The organism is Psychrobacter sp. H27 (genome assembly GCF_059072655.1).
In genome coordinates this window covers 483,274-501,122 of sequence record NZ_JCACRX010000001.1, presented here as the reverse complement: position 1 = coordinate 501,122, position 17,849 = coordinate 483,274, and the positions used below count along the sequence as shown (strand labels likewise).

Below are 17,849 nucleotides of genomic sequence, written 5' to 3'. Positions count from 1 at the left end.
TTTTTAACCAGTTTTGATAGCTTGTGAGCTGTCATACCACTTGTGAGGCTAGGTAGTCATGAACCGAACGACAGCGACTTACACCCTTATGCTGTCACTGCCTCACTCCTATTTTATTTAAGGGTGTAGGGTGTAAATTATGAGTTTGAAAACAGCTAAGGATTTTCTAGATAATTATAAGAAAGATACGGCTATTGAATATATAAACGCTTGTACCTTTCTCGAATTACTTGTCGACTTTGAGCAGTCAAGTTTAGAAGAAGTATTGACTTATTTGAATTTAAAATCATTTCCTCCTAATACTAATCTTTATGCAAAAAAAGGAGACTATATTAGTCCTAGAGCAGTTGATAAAAACAACTGTCAGAGTACTTGTGATTTTTTTGATGAGATTGAAAAAACAGCGAACTTTTCCGTGATTATGGGATTTTCTCATGAAATACGCGAAAGGTACGCTAGCTATTATTTTTCATTAGCAGAATTATTCCAATCCAATGCTTTATATAATATTAGTTTTATAGAAAAGTATGCAGCTCATCAAGCTATAGGTAGAGGTTATTGCTACATAAGTAAAATTTCAATAGGTAACTTATTTAAACCTAACGACCTTGTGACAGGTTTACCAAAAAAGCGTATGGACGAACTTCTAACTTCTCAAAGTATTGTAGAGGTGAAAGTTGATAGTAGTGCAGACCTGCCAAACGCATCTGATATGCAGAAGATAGCTATGGCAAAAATCCATGAATATATGGACGCTCAAATGAACGCCTATAATTCAACATCTACCCATAGAGATGAGATTTCAAAGTTTTTGAACGAAACTGCTTTGAATGTCAGTGAGCAGCCAAATCAACTATTAATAGACGCGCAGAAAAAAATAGCCGAATTAGAACAACAGCTTTCAAAGTTTCAAGCCGCCGCGCCTGATGTTGTGAATATTCCTTTTAGGACGCGCTTAGACTCAATCAATAAAGACTTGCCACAAGATGAACGTGTTAAAAAGTCGTATCAAATCTATAGTAATGATTTTAGCTTTTATGAGGACAAGCACCCCGTAAACACACCTGATGAAATGATAAAGCGTATTCAAGGGCTACTTAACGTCATTAAGAAAAAAGATAATAAAATATTTGAGTTAGAGCAACAGACAAACACGCCAGCTAATGCACAAGCTGAAATTGATAAGCTCAAAGAGCAGTTGGACAAAGCAAGTACCGAACTGGCAGCCGCCAAGACTACGACCCCAGACCAGACACTTGACTGGCAGAACATGAGTGAGCATGTTTATCCGCCTGAACTGCATTTAGCATTGATGATATGGCAGCGGATTTATGCAGATGGGGAGCTGAAAGAAAGCCACCCTCATATCACTTCACATGCTGGTAAATTTGAGCTGATAGCAAAAAGAATGAACCTTGACCCTACAAGAGAACTTGGCAAACGTATAGAAAAGATAACGAATATTGCATACACAAAGAATGGGCAGACATTGTTAGCCGTGCCATTACATGCCGTTAAAGAGTTGCACATGCCACCCCTAAAAGAAAAGACCACCCCATAGCACAATGCCCCTTTTTTTGGGGCTGCTCCATTGCATGACCCCTATAGGCAGCCGTTACTATAACAAGATACATTATGAGGTATTAAGTTATGGCAATCAGCTTAGATTTAGAGGTGCAGAACCTTTTGGCAGCGTGGGGGCAGTGGGTACTGGCAGACGGTACAGGGTTAGGATATTCCAGCCCAATGGCTATGTTAATGCGTGGGCATGTTGTAGAGAAAAGAAAACCACGTACTACCATGTTTATAACTGATGATGAGGCGCTAAAAGTTGAGGGGCTTATCACTATTTTATGTGAGCATAAACCATTAGAGGGCAAAATCTTAATATTGAAATATGTTGAACGCATGAGCGCCAGTAGTATAGCCAAGTATTATTTAACGCCGCTTAAATACGGCAAAGGCAGCGCCAAGCAAGTTAGCTCATATCAAGCAGCCCAGCACTTAGCGAACGCGGAGGGATTTATAACAGGCTTGATATTGAACAAAACCTACAAGCAGAACCAATAACAACATGAGCAGAACATAAGAGCCTTGCAGCAAATGCAGGGCTTTTTTATTGCCTAAAAAATGAGGGGCGTACCCTCACATCATGCCCTTTTCTTAAGGGCGCACCATTGCTACACCCCATACACTGCCTAGCATACTGATAACTCCAGACCACGCCAAACAATGGCAGATATACGGAGTTAAGAGTATGAACCAAGCAACAGACAACGCCCAGACACCCCCAGCAATCCACCCAGACGGGCAAATGCGTATTAAGCAAGCAGCCGCTTTAATTGGTGTAAGTCCTTTGACCTTGCGTAGATGGTGGCAAGCTGAACCGCCTAAGTTTATCAAGCCGTCAAACGTTAATGGCATCTTGCTATTTAAGAACAGCGACATTCTGGCATTTATTGATAGCCAACATGCTAACAGTGAGGTGTAACCAATGACTAAGCAAACTCAAAACCAAATTATCAAAGACCACTTGCTAGCAGGGCAGCCAATAACATCATGGCAAGCAATCACTGAATACCGCATAACGCGCCTTGCTAAATGTATTCATGAGCTTAGACGTTCAGGTATGAATATTCAAAGTAAAACCATCAAAGAGAACGGCAAGCATTTTAGCCGTTACTGGGTAAACAAAGCAGACGGCAAAGGAGCAGCACATGAACAAGTCTAACGACGTATTAGAGCCGCGCCTAGTGGCAGTAGATAGTTATTACCTGTCTGTCATTGATGACCGCATACAAGACCTATCAAACGATGCTGAGAGCCTAGCAACGGCACTTCATGCTATCAATACCGATGATGACGTAAGCGAGGGCGTAATAGTCGCTATACGGTCTGCCTTACTTGCTAATGGTGAGCTGGCAAGTATCGTTAGTGAGATGTTGAGTGGGCTTATTTTACTGCCTGAAATCAAGGTGAATGACTATGAGTGATGACAATTTTATAAACGAAGTAATGGACGCGCTAAAAGACAAAGGCATGCTGATGATAACTGATGACTTTATCGACCAGCTAATCATTACCTTACATGCCAATGTAACCGCTATTAATAGCCTGATAGAGATAGTAGAAGTAGAAAACCAACTACTAGCTTTACGCTGTGCAATACCAACAGGCAGCCGACAAGTGGACTCACTCAAAGAGCTATCCAAACGCATAGCAGAAATCGCTTTCAACGTGGAGAACGTAAGAAATGAGCAAAGATAACAAAACCAATCTAAAAGCCGACCACGGGCAGCACAGAGATAACCAGCAACCCAAACAAAGCCAGCATAGCTTTATCGGGTTTCTATCAATCATGGCTTGCTTATTAATGCTGCTACTAATCGCCTCATGCCAGCCCATAAACGTCCAGACACTCACAAAATTAAAGGTAACTAATCATGAGTAACTCAAACAGCACACCAGCCACATTCAAAGCAGGTGATAGGGTTCTGTGCCCGTCATTGAGCCTTAGCCCGTTTGTACTTCACGATGACCCATACGGCAAGCGCAAACTATTGGCACTCACTCATGATGACAGCCACTTGTACTATGACAAACAGGGCTATTTTGTCCCAGCATGTGATAAACAAACAGGCGATTATCAGCCGTCACTATTCCATGACACGCCAGCAAACCGCCAAGCGATAGCCACGCTATACATTGGTAACCAAACCAACCAACGCACAGTAATAGATATAACCGAAGCAGACGACAACGAAGTTATTGTTATGTCATCTTTTGAGTTATCAGATATTGCTTGTGACCTTGAAAGCGCAGCCGTTGTTATAAGTGACATTGGCAAGCTATTAGCACTCATTCACTATGAGAAAATAGAGACTCACACCGCTATATCAATGGCACGCTTGACGCATGACACCACGGAAACGTGGCATGAGCTACTGCAAAGCCAGTTAGGTTCAATCAATAAAACCCTAGCAATGACAAGTTATGGCAAGGAGGGCAGACAGTGAAAACCTACCCACCAAAGCAAAGCCGTAAGCACGCCAAGCGCAAAAGCTACTACAAAAAGTACAGAGCCACGCGCAAGCCGAACCAATCACAAGCAAGGGGTAAAAGATGACCACTACACAGCAAAAAGCCCATGCTGATAGCACAGGCTTAACTACTGTTTTGGGCGACCACAGCCCAGCAACGGAGCAAACATTAAAAGACGACAAACTGCTAACAGATATTTATAACCTGTTAGAACCCAATAGTTTGTTAGACATTCAACATGAAATCGCACCGACCACAGGCGAACATGCAGGGGTAAAGCAGCAAACTACGGGAACAGTAGGGATAATATTACATAACAGGATTTATGAGGCAATAAGTCTTTTGTGTATAACGCCCAATGATAGCGGCTTGCCTTTCGTCACCGATACCAGTCAATCATGCGCGTTATTGCTTGGTACACCTCAAAATGATTGTGAGCTTGTCATAGTTGATAATTATCAAGATGGGGTAAAGCTCGCTAAACATTTTGCACATGAGCAAATCATAGTAGCAGTGAGTCCAACGCCCTACTTATTCCTTGATACCGTTAAGCACTTTGCACACGATACCCAAGTAACGATATTTCCTAGCATTGAGCATAAGGACAAAGTTAAAAAGCAGTTTGCAGGGTGCAACGTCAAAGTAATTATTGCCCCATTAGGTGTAATGACTCATCTGGAGTGTGGCAAAAGTTATACTGAAATCTTATCTTATGATGATACCCAGATAATAGATTTGCAGTTAGCGGACTGGGCAAAGCCTAAAGCAGTCAATCACACCTTGCCGCCCGTGACCAGTATAACCAAAGACATGCTACCAGAACCGCTTTACAACTATGCAATGAACAGCGCCGAACGGCTCAACGTACCGCTTGAATTTGTAGCCGTGCCTTTACTTGTGGCATTAGGCAGCGTCATAGGTACAAAGGTGGCTATCATGCCTAAACGCCTTGATGACTGGGATATAGTGCCAAACCTGTGGGGTGCAGTTATAGGGCAGCCCTCAAGTAAGAAAAGCCCATCAATAGCCGCCGCAATGAAGCCGATTGATAATCTTGCCAGCCAAGCACGGGCAGCGCATGAACTCGCTAAACAAGAACATGAAACGCAAAAGCTCATCAACGACAGCAAAGCAAAGGCAGACGATGACGCACTAAAGAAAATGGCTAAGCAGCTCGCTACCCAGACCGATGACACGGACGAACCTATCACCAGTGAGGACTTGCACAAAAAGGCAGCAGCCATAGCAGAAAGCAAGGCACAAGATAATAACGTGCCCATTCCGCGCCGTCATATGGTAGGTAATATCACTATGGAAAAGCTGGGCGAAATTGAAAACCAAAACAATAACGGCGTACTACAGTTTCGTGATGAACTATCAGGATTTTTAGCCAGTCTTGATAAGGACAGCGAACAAGAACAAAGGGCGTTCTACCTGTCAGGCTTTAATGGTACAGGCAGCGAAATGGTGGACAGAATAGGGCGCGGCTCGCTATTCATTGAAAATCATTGTTTGTCTGTCATGGGTGGCTTGCAGCCTGATAAGTTAGAGATGTATTTAGAAAAGACCATGAAAGGGTTAGGCAATGACGGACTTATGCAACGCTTTCAAATGATGGTTTACCCAGACCCAATAGCACGGGTTAAGCGAAACGATATAGCAGTCGATAAGGACAGCCGTAACGCCGTTTATGCCTTGTTTGAGGCAATGGACAACCTTTATACCGACAGCCTAGTCAGTTATGGGGCACATGAGCCGAACGAGTATTACAAGCGCCCTTATTTCCGTTTTGACAGTAACGCCTATCCTGTTTTTATGGACTGGGACGACAACTTACAGAACAAAGCTGATGTGGCAGAACATGACGTAATAACCCAGCACTTGCTCAAGTATGGCAGACTGATACCAGCGTTAGCGCTCATCTTTCATCTGGTGGACTGTGTAGAGATAGGCAGACGGTTAGGAGGGGTTAGCCTTGACGCACTACAAGCGGCGATTGCATGGGGCGATATGCTGGAAACGCACATGCTTAGAGTGTATAGCTGCATTACTGATAATTCACACCTCAAAGCGTCTTTACTATCCAAGAAAATATTAGAAATAGTCAAAAAACCAAGTGACAAAACCGACAAAACCAACTGGCTAAGTTATGGCTTTACAGCTCGAAGTCTTAAACGTAAGAACTGGAAAGGTTTAACCGATGATGAGGCAGTGCAGACCGCGCTTGATGTGCTGATAGAATATGACTGGCTCAACTATAAGCAAGTGGAAAGCACGGGGCAGGGTGGCAGACCAACAGAACGCTACTTTATCAATCCAAACTTAAAATCATTCTTATAGTTTCGTCAGTTTTGGCAGTGCAATATGTGGGCGTTATTAATAAATAGCGCCCTTTTTTGTGTCTTTTGAGGGGTTATGTCAGTTTTGGCAGTGCAAAGTTAGAGGTAGTAGCAATAATTTTATGATTTAGCATGTTAAGGATTGTTAAGGTTTAAACCGTTTGAGGGCAGCTAGTAAAGTATAAAAAAGTATATCGAGGTTTATAAATGTTTATCGTAATATCAGTTTGAACACTGGCAACCTGTTGAGGTTTTCGGACACGTTAGGCAATCACTACCAAGCCCTTTTTATAGTGTAAAGAAACTAAGGTTTCCCCTAGGTTTTTGGACATCGTAAAACCCAACAAAACCCAATATTCAAAATAAAAACACGAAGTAGCGAACCTGTCAAAACCGTACATTCAAAATCAATTTGCACCGTCTTGCCTGTTAACATTTGTTAACATTGGCAGACAGTACCACCCCAAGATTAAAACCTCATAAAACCTCACATTGAACAAGCCGACTTGTTAAAACCTGTTATTCAAACACGAATTAATCAATGATAAAACCTGAACCCAAAATATGATAAAACCTTACATTGAAAACCAAATCACACACCGCTCAATGTTGGACTGTGCTTTGCCGTTGGTTAGTTTTCGGAGTCCATAAAAGGGGCAATTTACGGACATCATAAGCAGGGTTAAAAATGACTTTATGGCACAGTACGCACACGCACGAAGCAAGCACCAATTACAGGGTTTTTGCGCGATATAAAAAGGAGTTTTTGGAGTCCATAAAAAGGGGTAATTTCTTAACAAGTACAAGGCAGGTTATTACACACGTTAGAGTTATGGGCACAGTACGCGTATAGGTGCAGTTTGTGCTAATGCTGGCTAGTTTTCGGACATCTTAGAGAGTCGTCAAAATAATACTTGGAGTCCATAAAAAGAATGGTTTTTCGGACTACTATAAAAGACTGGGGGACTTTCTTGAGTCCATAAAAAAGGACTTTCTGCACAGGTATCGAGGGGGGGGTATTGTCTTGAGTGTTGAGCGTATCGACAAAGGACACCGCCACCATTCACACGCGCAAAATAAAAACCGTTTCAAAAAGAGGTTAAAGCAGGTTAAAGGTAGTTTTGCGACAAGTGAACGCCTTTTTTGTAATGCGTAAAAACCTACTGAGCAGATGCACCAATAAATAACCGCCATTGGTGGTAATTAGCAAACGCACAGAAACGCACGAAATACGCACGCATTTAAGTGCCATTGTTGAGTGCGTGCAGTCATTAGAGAAACAACCCCATGAAGCCAAAAAGCAACCCCTAAACTTTTAATTACGCGGACGCATAAAAATGACTTAGGCAGCGGTCACTACTGGTGAAGCCGTGAACAATTACACCGCCCTATGGCTACCAATAGCCAAAAAATAAAATTAATGGCTACCAAAACGGCTACCAAATATATATTTGGTTATGTAATTGCCTTTAAAAACAATATCTTAGGTATAAAAAAAGGACAGTAACGAGACTGTCCTTTTTATCAAAGAATTATAAAGTATTCAAGGTGACTATTTAGCTCGCAGGAACATCAAAATAGCCAAGATCAAAGTTCATCATTGGATCACTGCCAGCTTTGACCATCTGTGCGTGAGCACTGATACGTGGTAGGACACGACCAACGAAATAGTCAGCAAGCTTAGCTTTGTTGGTATAGAACTCGCCTTCTTGACCATTGGCAGCTTCGACCATCAGTGCAAACATGTAAGAGTAGGCTAGGTAGCCAAAAGCATGCATGTAGTCAACAGCACAGCCGTTGATTTCATTTTTGCGTTCGCCAATATTGCTAAGAACCGTTTTGGTTAGCTCTTCAATAGTATCTGCTGCATCTAGAGTGGCTTGCTTGATAGCGTGATCTGCTTGCATGTTATTCACAAAGTCACGAATTTCTTCTAAGAAGTTTGTGACGTACTTACCATTGTTACGAGCAACTTTACGACCCAATAGGTCAAGTGCCTGAATACCGTTAGTCCCTTCATAAATCTGAGCAATACGCGTATCACGAACGATCTGCTCCATACCCCATTCGCGAATATAGCCATGACCACCAAAGACTTGCTGACAATCAACGGTTGCTTCTAACGCCTTATCAGTTAAGAACGCTTTGGCAACAGGGGTTAATAGAGCGACACGAGCAGAAGCCGCTTTTGCTGATTCAGGGTCAGTACTAAATTTCTCTTCATCAAGATTTTTGGCAACGTACATAGCAAAACAACGTGAAGCTTCATTGTTTACTTTGGCATTCAAGAGCATGCGGCGCACGTCTGCATGATGGATAATAGCATCGGCTGGTTTTTCTGGGCTTTGTAGCTGCGTATCACTACGGCCTTGACCGCGATCGTTAGCATATAAAGCAGCATTCTGATAAGCAAGCTCAGAACCACCAAGGCCTTGTAGGCCCATCGTGACGCGCTCGTAGTTCATCATGATAAACATAGAAGACAGACCAGTGTTTTCTGCACCAACCATCCAGCCTTTAGCATTATCAAAGTTCATAACACAAGTCGCAGAAGCCTTGATACCCATTTTGTGCTCGATAGAACCTACAGCTAGCGTGTTGCGCTCGCCCAAGCTACCATCGGTATTAACCAAAAACTTTGGTACGACAAATAGTGAGATACCTTTTGAGCCTTCTGGCGCATTTGGTGTCTTTGCTAATACTAGGTGAATAATGTTATCAGTAAGATCATGCTCACCACCAGTGATGAAGATTTTGGTACCAGAGATGCCAAAGCTACCATCATCGTTAGGAACGGCTTTGGTCTTGATAATACCCAAATCTGTACCGGCATGTGGCTCAGTCAAGCACATAGTACCTGACCACTCACCGTTGTACATTTTTTCTAGATAAGTCTGTTTTTGTTCTTCAGAACCAGCAGCGTTCAAGCAAAGCGTCGCACCAACGGTCAGATTTGGATACAGTGCAAACGATTGGTTTGCCGTGAAAACCATTTCTTCAGTAAGCATGGTTACCATTTTTGGGAAGCCTTGACCGCCGTATTCAGCGTTACCACTTAACCCAACCCAACCTGACTCAGCATACTGTTTATAGGCATCTTTGAAACCTGTTGGGGTCGTAACAACGCCGTCACCCTCAAAGGTTGCGCCTTCTTCATCACCGCTACGGTTGATAGGCAGTAGAATATTCTTTGACAGTTTTCCCATTTCTTCTAAAATCATATCGACAGTTTCCATATCGACATGAGCTAGGTTTTCGTTATTTTGCCAAAATTGTGGCGCTTTAAATACATCATTTAAAATAAAACGCATGTCATTAAGAGGGGCATTATAAACAGCCATAAACATTCCTTTGGTTCAAATGAATAAAATTGGAGGTGTTAAGATTATCAACTGTTCTCTTGATATAACCTTAGCGATTCATACTCAAAGTTTAACAAATAAGCTTGTATGCTAGTGTATTTCTTCGTGAATAGTGCGTGCACCAAAAGTTAGTGGCAGCTATTGTAGTGTTTAAATAAGCCTTAAAAACCATCAGTACGTATCAAGAGTATCTAATTAACAAGTATAGATTATAGTCATAATTATAATTACGCTGACTACCATTTTTTTGATGGCTATCTTTTATATAGTTATAAGCATATGCACAAAATAAATCGGCAACATACCGTGGTATGTTGCCGATAAAATACAGTGTCAGTAGTGCTTAATGTCTAATTAAAAAGCAAACTGTTCAACATCCATGCTCATGAACGGCTCAACACCAGTACCGATACGTTGTACATGGGTCGTAGTACGCGGTAATAATTTAGCGAAGTAGAACTGAGCTGTTTTGATCTTCGCGTCATAGAACGCTTTTTCGCCAGTGCCATTTGCAATAGCGGTTTGAGCAACCAGTGCCATACGCGCCCATAGGTAAGCTAGGGTCACATAACCACTAAAGTACATATAATCAACAGCCGCGCCGCCGACAGCATCTGGGTTTTCAGTAGCTTGCATACCAACACGTGCTGTCAAATCACCCCATTCTTTAATGTGCTTGGCAAGAGGGCGGATGAACTGACCCATCTCGTCATTTTCTTTGTTGTCTTCACAGAATGTTTGAATGACTTTTACAAAGTTTGCAAGTAGCTTGCCTTGTGAGCCTAGAACTTTACGGCCAATCAAATCAAGTGACTGGATCTGAGTTGTCCCTTCATAAATACAAGCAATCGTCGTATCACGTACGTTTTGCTCTAGACCATATTCGGTACAGAAGCCACTACCACCCATGACCTGTACACCATGACCTGCTGCTTCTAGACCTGTTTCAGTCAAGAACGCTTTACCGATAGGCGTTAGGAAAGATAGCATCTGATTGGCATACTTTTGCTCATCGCCATTACCTTTGGCAACGATATCAGCAAACTGAGACATATAACCGATAAGTGCACGGCCACCTTCAGCAAATGCTTTGGTAGTCAATAACATATCGCGAACTGCAGGATGAACAATAATAGGATCTGCTGGCTTTTCAGGAGCCTTAGCACCCTTCAAAGAGCGAAACGCCAAACGATCATTGGCAAACGCAAGGCCACCTTGGAAAGCGAACTGAGCTGCGGTAACCCCCTGAATGGCAGTACCGATACGCGCCACATTCATAAACGTGAACATCGCGTTCAAACCACGGTTTTCTTCACCAATTAAGTAACCAGTTGCACCATCATAGTTCATGACACAAGTCGCAGAGGCTTTGATACCCATCTTGTGCTCGATAGAACCACATGATACTTCGTTACGCTCACCTAAGCTCTCATCATCATTAACGTGGAATTTTGAGACCACAAACAAAGACAAGCCTTTAGTGCCTTCTGGTGCATTTGGCAGACGAGCTAGAACGATATGAATGATATTCTCAGACATGTCGTGCTCACCAGCTGAGATCCAGATCTTGCTACCTTTGATGTTATAAGCACCATCATCGTTAGGCTCAGCTTTTGTACGTACTTGGTTCAAATCTGAACCACACTGAGGCTCAGTCAAGCACATGACGCCAGTCCATTCGCCTGAGATTAACTTTGGTAAGTATTTTTGCTTTTGCTCATCAGTACCATGATGCTCTAGAGTCGCCATACAGCCTTCAGACAGACCAGGATACATGCCAAAAGACCAGTTAGCAGTACCCATAAACTCAGAGATTGCTGAGTTTAGTGACATTGGCATATTTTGCCCACCAAACTCTTCTTCAGCTGTCAATGAGGTAAAGCCAAGCTCACAATACTGCTTATAAGCTTCTTTGAAGCCTTTTGGTGTGGTCACGACGCCATTTTCGAAATGACAGCCTTCAGCATCGCCGCTTTGGTTCAATGGCGATAGCTCGTTTTCAGCAAAGCTTGCAGCTGTTTCTAGATAGCTATCTACAATGTCTGCTTCAATATGAGCATAATCATCAATATTTTGATAATGAGTTGTACTATCTAGAAGCTCATGCATGACAAATTTCATATCACGAATAGGGGCTTTATATTGCATGGTATCCTGTCCTTTTTGTAATGTAGTCGATGATCATTCATAGCAAGCATACGGTTGTGCTATTTTCTAGCACGTTGTTCTTACCTAGCCAATCTGAAAATCTAAATAAGTGACAGACAGCAAAGCAGGTCAATCAGGCTGTCGATCACATAAAATAGTGTTGAAAAGAGTAGTGATTGTTAGGGGCAATAAGAGATTAAATGCGCTCCAACAAATTCACTATAAAAGATAGGCTTTCATAGATGATTATACAAGTTTGGTCACAGCACTGATAAGTCATGAACCCGCCTTGCATCAGTTATGCAATCGACGTTAGGTACCAATGCTCATCAATAACAACCGTATAGGAGTCTAATGTTACTGACAGGATTAACACCATGATAATAGGGCATAAAATAAAAAAGCAGTGTTTAATAAACACTGCTAATTAAAAGGGTCTTAAGACACGAACATTTATATGATTATTCGGTAGTATATTGTTTGAGCAGCATCTCAGTGGCAACATCAGCAGGGATGGGTTTGCTGAACCAATAACCTTGCCCCTGTTTGCAGCCCATGTCTAGGAGCACATCGCGTTGCTGCTCAGTTTCGATACCTTCCGCCACTACTTGCATATCTAAAGCAACGGCTAGATCTAGAATAGCTTTTACAATCGCATGCTGGGTACGATCCGTTTCGATATTGGATATAAAGCTCTTATCGACTTTGATAAAATCAAATGGATACTCTTGTAAATAACTCAAAGACGCATAGCCCGTGCCAAAGTCATCTAGAGCAAGACACACTCCCAGCTCTTTAAGTGAGTTGAGCTGCTGCCTGACGTTATCATGGCGCTGAATTAGGGAGGATTCGGTCACTTCAATATGCAGCTGACAGGCATCAATGTTGTGCTGTACCAGTAGACCACTGACCATATCAAAAAAGTCAGGATGGCTAAATTCAGCCGCGTCGGCATTGATACAGATATGTTGGCAAAAACCTTGCTGCTGCCACTCAGATAACTGTTTGGCGATTTGATTTGCCATCTGTGAAAACAGCTCAAATGATAGCTTGTGCGTGAGAATAGCGTCAATAAAATGTATGGGCTTTAGCAGACCACGTGTAGGATGTTGCCAGCGTACCAAGGCTTCAAAACCCGTAATGGCACCCGTATCTAACGAGAATTTTGGCTGATAGTAGGGAACGAACTGACCGTCAGTAGTCGCCACTCTAAGCTCGGCCTCTAACTGCAGACTGCCTGCCGTTGCCTCTTCAATGCTCTTGTCATACCAGCGAATATCGTCACCGCCATGCTGTTTGACGTATTGTAAGGCTTTTTCTGCCTTCGTCAGTAATCCTGTTACTTGACCATCGTTTTTAGGAAAATAACTGACGCCCACTGAAACATGGCAATAAATATTTGCGTCCGTTGTGGCGCTGTCATTCATAGGGAAAGGGAGTTCGCACATTTGCATCAGTGTATCTAGCTGATGGCGTACCATATTGCCGTCTTTGCATTCGAACAATAATGCAAAATCATCACCACCAAAGTGAGATAAACACCGTAAATGTGCCAATTCGAGTTGCTTAATGCGTTCTACAAAGCTGGTTGTTAAGGAGTTGATACCATCAGGTCCTAATAAGTTTGCCAGATTGCGATAACGGTCGATATTGAGACGTACGATGACCACTTCTTGATAAGTATCTAATAAAATATCGCTGGTCTGACTCAAAAACACCTTACGGTTAGGTAATCCGGTAAGTTGATCGTAGTTGAGCAAGTGCGCAACTTGTTTTTGATCTTTAACAACCGAAGACATGTCGCGTAGCATGCCAACATGATATACCACACCCTCGACAGAGATTTTTCGATAGGTCACATGACAGTCAATCATCTGTCCATAGCGATTAGCCATTGAAAAATCAAGCTCATGAAATCCTGTCTCGCTTAGATTGCTTTTGATGTCTTTTAAAATAAGCTGCTCTTCTTCTGACAAAAATTCAGCAGCGTAAATACCAAGTGGACGACCAACCAAAAATGATTCTTTGTAACCAATCAGGAGCTCATAACTAGCATTAACCGTGAGATAACGCAAATTGCCATCCAATATAAATATGGCATCGTCTATCTGCTCACACAGTTCGGTCATTAATTGCTGTTTAATCGATACTGGGATAGGGTCAAAATTGCTCATAATAATGTCTCACAAAAGATAATGACTCATAGAAACAAATAAAGACTGTGATTCAACTGACTAAAATTGAGCTAAGATCACTTTTAATTCTACACAATATAAAACAAAAGTTGTACTTTAATCATGAATTAAAAGATAATGACTATCATTATTGATTATTTATTATAACTATACAAGGCGAGTAAGGTCGTCAAAGCGACGACAGGTACGGTCTCGGTACGCAACACTCGAGTACCGATTTGCCAAGGGGCAAAACCTACTGACTCCGCTTTTTGGCACTCATCATCGCTAAGCCCACCTTCAGGACCAATCAATAGTTCAATATAGGGTGTCTCTTGTTTAAGTACAGTTTCCAGTATCTCTGGTTTGGCAGGTTGACCTGCTGCCGGTACACTCATTTGCAACCGTAAATCTGCTGTGCTCTCAAGTACTTGATAGTACTTGTCTTTACTGAGTGTAGAGACAATAGGGCTGACTGCTGTCTTGTTGTTTGAGGATTCAGTAGGGGCTAGCCAGTCACGAATAGACAATGGAGCCAGGATAAGTGGCGGGCGGTTGAGACCGCACTGCTCACAGGCTGCTATGGCCACTTGTTGCCAATGTGCCAGCTTTTTTTCAACTTGTGCAGGCTTTAAATTAACTTCACCATGATGGCTGCTGAGCAGTTGTATGGCAGTTACACCAAGCTCTGTTGCTTTTTGAATGGCGTAATCCATACGTTCGCCGCGACTCATCACCAACCCAATCTTGCTGATGATAGGTGCCGTGCGATCTTCGTTAAAGTGAGAGAGTAAGGTAGCAGTTGCTTTCTTCTTACTGATTGTCTGTAGCTGTACCTGATACTCACCACCAAATCCGTCAAACAAGATGCCCTGATCACCGACATTGGCACGCAGAACTCGGCACCAGTGATGAATGATACTGTCTGGTAATTCAATATCGCTACCCTGAGACAGTTCACTCAGTTTAGGCAGTAGCGGGGCATCGGCGTTGTCACTATCAATGGTATAAAAAAAACGTCGCACGAGGTCTTATTCCTATTGTTTGATTGGGAGCGTTTATTATCGGGTCCATAGAATATCACTTGAGACACCTAAAGGCATGGCTTTTATGATAATTATTGTTTAATGCAGCCACTCGGTATATAGACAATACTATCGCACAGTGAAGGAAAAATAAAAAAATAATTAAGATAAAGTGTATCCTATAAAATATAAAAGGTAATAGTCCAAAATTTTTCCAATAAAAAACTGGCACTCCTAAGAGCGCCAGTTAACGATCAATCAATTAGATTTGTACTTAAATATCAACAACTAAGCAGTTGATTTTACTCAGCAGTTAGGCCTAGTGCTTCAACCAAGCGTTTGTTTGGCTCAACTTTGTTCATGCTATAAAAATGCATGGCTGGCACACCCTCGCTAATCAAGCGCTCACATAAGCGATATACCACATCAAACCCAAACTCACGGATGGCTTTGTTGTCGTCGCCGAAGTCAGCCAAGCGTTTACGTACATAGCGTGGAATATCAGCACCACAGCTATCAGCAAAGCGTATCAGATTGCTAGAGTTGGTGATTGGCATAATACCAGCCACCAATGGCTGTGCGTTGGTATTGATACCACGTTTCTCTAGTGTGTCACGCAGATATAAATAGCTGTCTGCATTATAAAAGAACTGCGTAATCGACGCATTGGCACCAGCTTGGTATTTATTTACCAGATTATCGATATCAAACTCAAAGCTACGCGCTTGTGGGTGCATCTCAGGGTAGGAAGCCACTTCGATATGGAAGTGATCCCCTGAATGCTCACGAATGTACTTTACCAAATCTACCGCAAATGGTAGCTCACCCATGCCCACCTGACCTGATGGCAAGTCGCCACGCAATGCGACAAGACGTCTGATCCCTAAGCTTTTGTAAAACTCAAGCAATTCAGCGATCTCAGACTTGTCGTCACCGATACAAGACATGTGCGGCGCAATTTCGGTATCTCCGCGTGCGCTTAGTGCTTTTACGATATCTAAGGTACGGTTGCGGGTCGAACCACCAGCACCGTAGGTCACTGAAAAATACGCTGGTGACAGCGTATTCAACTCATCATAAGTTCTGAGAAGCTTTTCGTGACCCAGCTCGGTTTTTGCAGGAAAGAACTCAAAGGAGAAAGCAGGCTTACTCACAGTCAGGCTCCTTTTAGTATTTATAAGCATCAGGCTTGAACGGGCCTTCAACGGGCACACCCAAATACTCAGCTTGCTTTTCGGTCAGCTTAGTTAGGGTACCGTTAAAACCTGCAACCATAGCAGCGGCTACTTCTTCGTCCAGCTTCTTAGGCAATACTTTGACATATAAATTGTCAAAACGCTCATCAGTGGGCAGATCAGCGAACTTTTCTTCGAACAAGTACATTTGAGCCAATACTTGGTTGGCAAATGAGCCGTCCATTACGCGTGATGGGTGACCAGTAGCATTACCTAAGTTTACTAGGCGACCTTCAGCAAGCAAGATCAAATAATCGTTTTCGTCATCTGAGCGGAAGATTTGATGCACTTGTGGTTTGATCTCAACCCAGCGCCAGTTGTCACGCATAAACTGAGTGTCGATTTCGGTATCGAAATGACCGATGTTACATACAACAGCACCAGGTTTTAGGGCTGCTAGCATATGACGATCACAAACATGGTAGTTACCAGTGGTTGTGACGATCATGTCAGTGTCTTCAAGCAAGCGTTTGTTGATGTTGTCTGCGCCGCCAGTGTTGTCACCGTCGATGTATGGTGATAATACTTCAAAGCCGTCCATACATGCCTGCATGGCACAGATAGGATCAACTTCTGAGACACGTACGATCATGCCTTCTTGGCGTAAGCTCTGCGTAGAGCCTTTACCTACATCGCCGTAACCGATAACCAAAGCGCGGCGACCAGCAAGGAACATGTCGGTAGCGCGTTTAATAGCATCGTTTAAGCTATGGCGGCAGCCGTATTTGTTATCATTTTTAGACTTGGTAACTGCATCGTTGACGTTGATGGCAGGTACTTTGAGTGTGCCGTTGCCAAGCATTTCAACCAGACGATGTACACCAGTGGTGGTCTCTTCTGAGATACCATGGATGTTATCAAGAAGCTCAGCATAATCATCATGGATAAGAGCGGTCAAATCACCACCATCATCCAAGATTAAGTTGGCGTCCCAAAGCTGACCTGACGCTTCGCCGCCAACATGTACTTGCTGACGTAGGCACCATTCATACTCTTCTTCTGTTTCGCCTTTCCAAGCATAGACAGAGATACCAGCAGCAGCGATAGCCGCAGCAGCATGGTCTTGAGTTGAGAAGATGTTACATGATGTCCAGCGTACTTCAGCACCTAGCGCGACTAGTGTCTCGATAAGGACAGCCGTTTGGATGGTCATGTGGATACAGCCAGCGATTTTCGCGCCTTTAAGCGGCTGGTCTGCTTCGTAGCGACGACGCAAACCCATTAGGGCAGGCATTTCGGCTTCGGCTAGCGTGATTTCACGGCGGCCGTAATCAGCAAGGCTAATGTCAGCGACTTTATAGTCAGTGAAAGAGGGATCGATCGTATGGGCAGATGGTGTAGTAGACACTGCGTCCATAATATGCTCCTATCAGTGGTTAACGAATGATAAAAAGAATAAAAACGCAGGTGCCGTTGTTTGCGCTGTGAGCGACTAAAAATATGGTCTCTCGACAGTTAACCGAGCCTAACATAACCTGTGATTGCATAACTTTAGAATATTAATGCAGTAAATCACTATTATGGC

14 protein-coding genes are annotated in these 17,849 nt (G+C 42.9%); 8 read left to right on the top strand and 6 right to left on the bottom strand.

Annotated elements, in window-relative coordinates:
• Positions 1-139: 139 nt before the first annotated feature.
• The 8 genes from AC5JPY_RS01945 to AC5JPY_RS01910 all read left to right on the top strand — a co-directional run bounded on the left by AC5JPY_RS01945 (position 140) and on the right by AC5JPY_RS01910 (position 6,381).
• Positions 140-1,561 carry a coiled-coil domain-containing protein gene (locus tag AC5JPY_RS01945; RefSeq protein ID WP_493851918.1) on the top strand — a complete coding sequence of 474 codons (1,422 nt, stop codon included), beginning with the start codon at positions 140-142 and terminating at the stop codon, positions 1,559-1,561.
• Between the two features lie 89 nt (positions 1,562-1,650).
• Positions 1,651-2,070, top strand: a complete 420-nt coding sequence (locus AC5JPY_RS01940) for an antiterminator Q family protein (protein WP_493851917.1) — start codon at positions 1,651-1,653, stop codon at positions 2,068-2,070.
• A gap of 187 nt (positions 2,071-2,257) precedes the next feature.
• Complete coding sequence (locus AC5JPY_RS01935) at positions 2,258-2,491, top strand: helix-turn-helix transcriptional regulator (protein ID WP_493851916.1); 234 nt, start codon at positions 2,258-2,260, stop codon at positions 2,489-2,491.
• Between the two features lie 3 nt (positions 2,492-2,494).
• Positions 2,495-2,731 (top strand): helix-turn-helix domain-containing protein, encoded by a 237-nt coding sequence (locus AC5JPY_RS01930; protein ID WP_493851915.1) that lies wholly within the window; start codon positions 2,495-2,497, stop codon positions 2,729-2,731.
• Complete coding sequence (locus AC5JPY_RS01925) at positions 2,718-2,993, top strand: hypothetical protein (protein ID WP_493851914.1); 276 nt, start codon at positions 2,718-2,720, stop codon at positions 2,991-2,993. Before AC5JPY_RS01930 ends, AC5JPY_RS01925 begins: the two co-directional genes overlap by 14 nt.
• Positions 2,986-3,267 (top strand): hypothetical protein, encoded by a 282-nt coding sequence (locus AC5JPY_RS01920; protein WP_493851913.1) that lies wholly within the window; start codon positions 2,986-2,988, stop codon positions 3,265-3,267. The genes AC5JPY_RS01925 and AC5JPY_RS01920 overlap by 8 nt, the downstream gene beginning before the upstream one ends.
• A 176-nt stretch (positions 3,268-3,443) precedes the next feature.
• Positions 3,444-4,016, top strand: a complete 573-nt coding sequence (locus AC5JPY_RS01915; protein ID WP_493851912.1) for a hypothetical protein — start codon at positions 3,444-3,446, stop codon at positions 4,014-4,016.
• A gap of 106 nt (positions 4,017-4,122) precedes the next feature.
• Positions 4,123-6,381, top strand: a complete 2,259-nt coding sequence (locus tag AC5JPY_RS01910) for a YfjI family protein (protein ID WP_493851911.1) — start codon at positions 4,123-4,125, stop codon at positions 6,379-6,381.
• A 1,555-nt stretch (positions 6,382-7,936) separates the two neighbouring features.
• Here the strand turns inward: AC5JPY_RS01910 and AC5JPY_RS01905 are convergent.
• The 6 genes from AC5JPY_RS01905 to ahcY form a co-directional block, all read right to left on the bottom strand.
• Complete coding sequence (locus AC5JPY_RS01905) at positions 7,937-9,721, bottom strand: acyl-CoA dehydrogenase C-terminal domain-containing protein (protein WP_493843071.1); 1,785 nt, start codon at positions 9,719-9,721, stop codon at positions 7,937-7,939.
• 375 nt (positions 9,722-10,096) lie between these two features.
• Positions 10,097-11,890: an acyl-CoA dehydrogenase C-terminal domain-containing protein gene (locus tag AC5JPY_RS01900; protein ID WP_493851910.1), complete on the bottom strand. Its 1,794-nt coding sequence runs from the start codon at positions 11,888-11,890 to the stop codon at positions 10,097-10,099.
• 461 nt (positions 11,891-12,351) lie between these two features.
• Positions 12,352-14,064, bottom strand: a complete 1,713-nt coding sequence (locus tag AC5JPY_RS01895; protein ID WP_493843073.1) for a putative bifunctional diguanylate cyclase/phosphodiesterase — start codon at positions 14,062-14,064, stop codon at positions 12,352-12,354.
• Positions 14,065-14,219: 155 nt separating this feature from the next.
• Complete coding sequence (locus AC5JPY_RS01890; protein ID WP_493843074.1) at positions 14,220-15,089, bottom strand: 16S rRNA (uracil(1498)-N(3))-methyltransferase; 870 nt, start codon at positions 15,087-15,089, stop codon at positions 14,220-14,222.
• A 302-nt stretch (positions 15,090-15,391) separates the two neighbouring features.
• Entirely contained in the window at positions 15,392-16,273 is an 882-nt protein-coding gene (locus AC5JPY_RS01885) for a methylenetetrahydrofolate reductase (RefSeq protein WP_493843075.1), read from the bottom strand.
• Positions 16,257-17,681 carry an adenosylhomocysteinase gene (ahcY, locus tag AC5JPY_RS01880; RefSeq protein ID WP_493843076.1) on the bottom strand — a complete coding sequence of 475 codons (1,425 nt, stop codon included), beginning with the start codon at positions 17,679-17,681 and terminating at the stop codon, positions 16,257-16,259. Before ahcY ends, AC5JPY_RS01885 begins: the two co-directional genes overlap by 17 nt.
• Positions 17,682-17,849 lie beyond the last annotated feature (168 nt).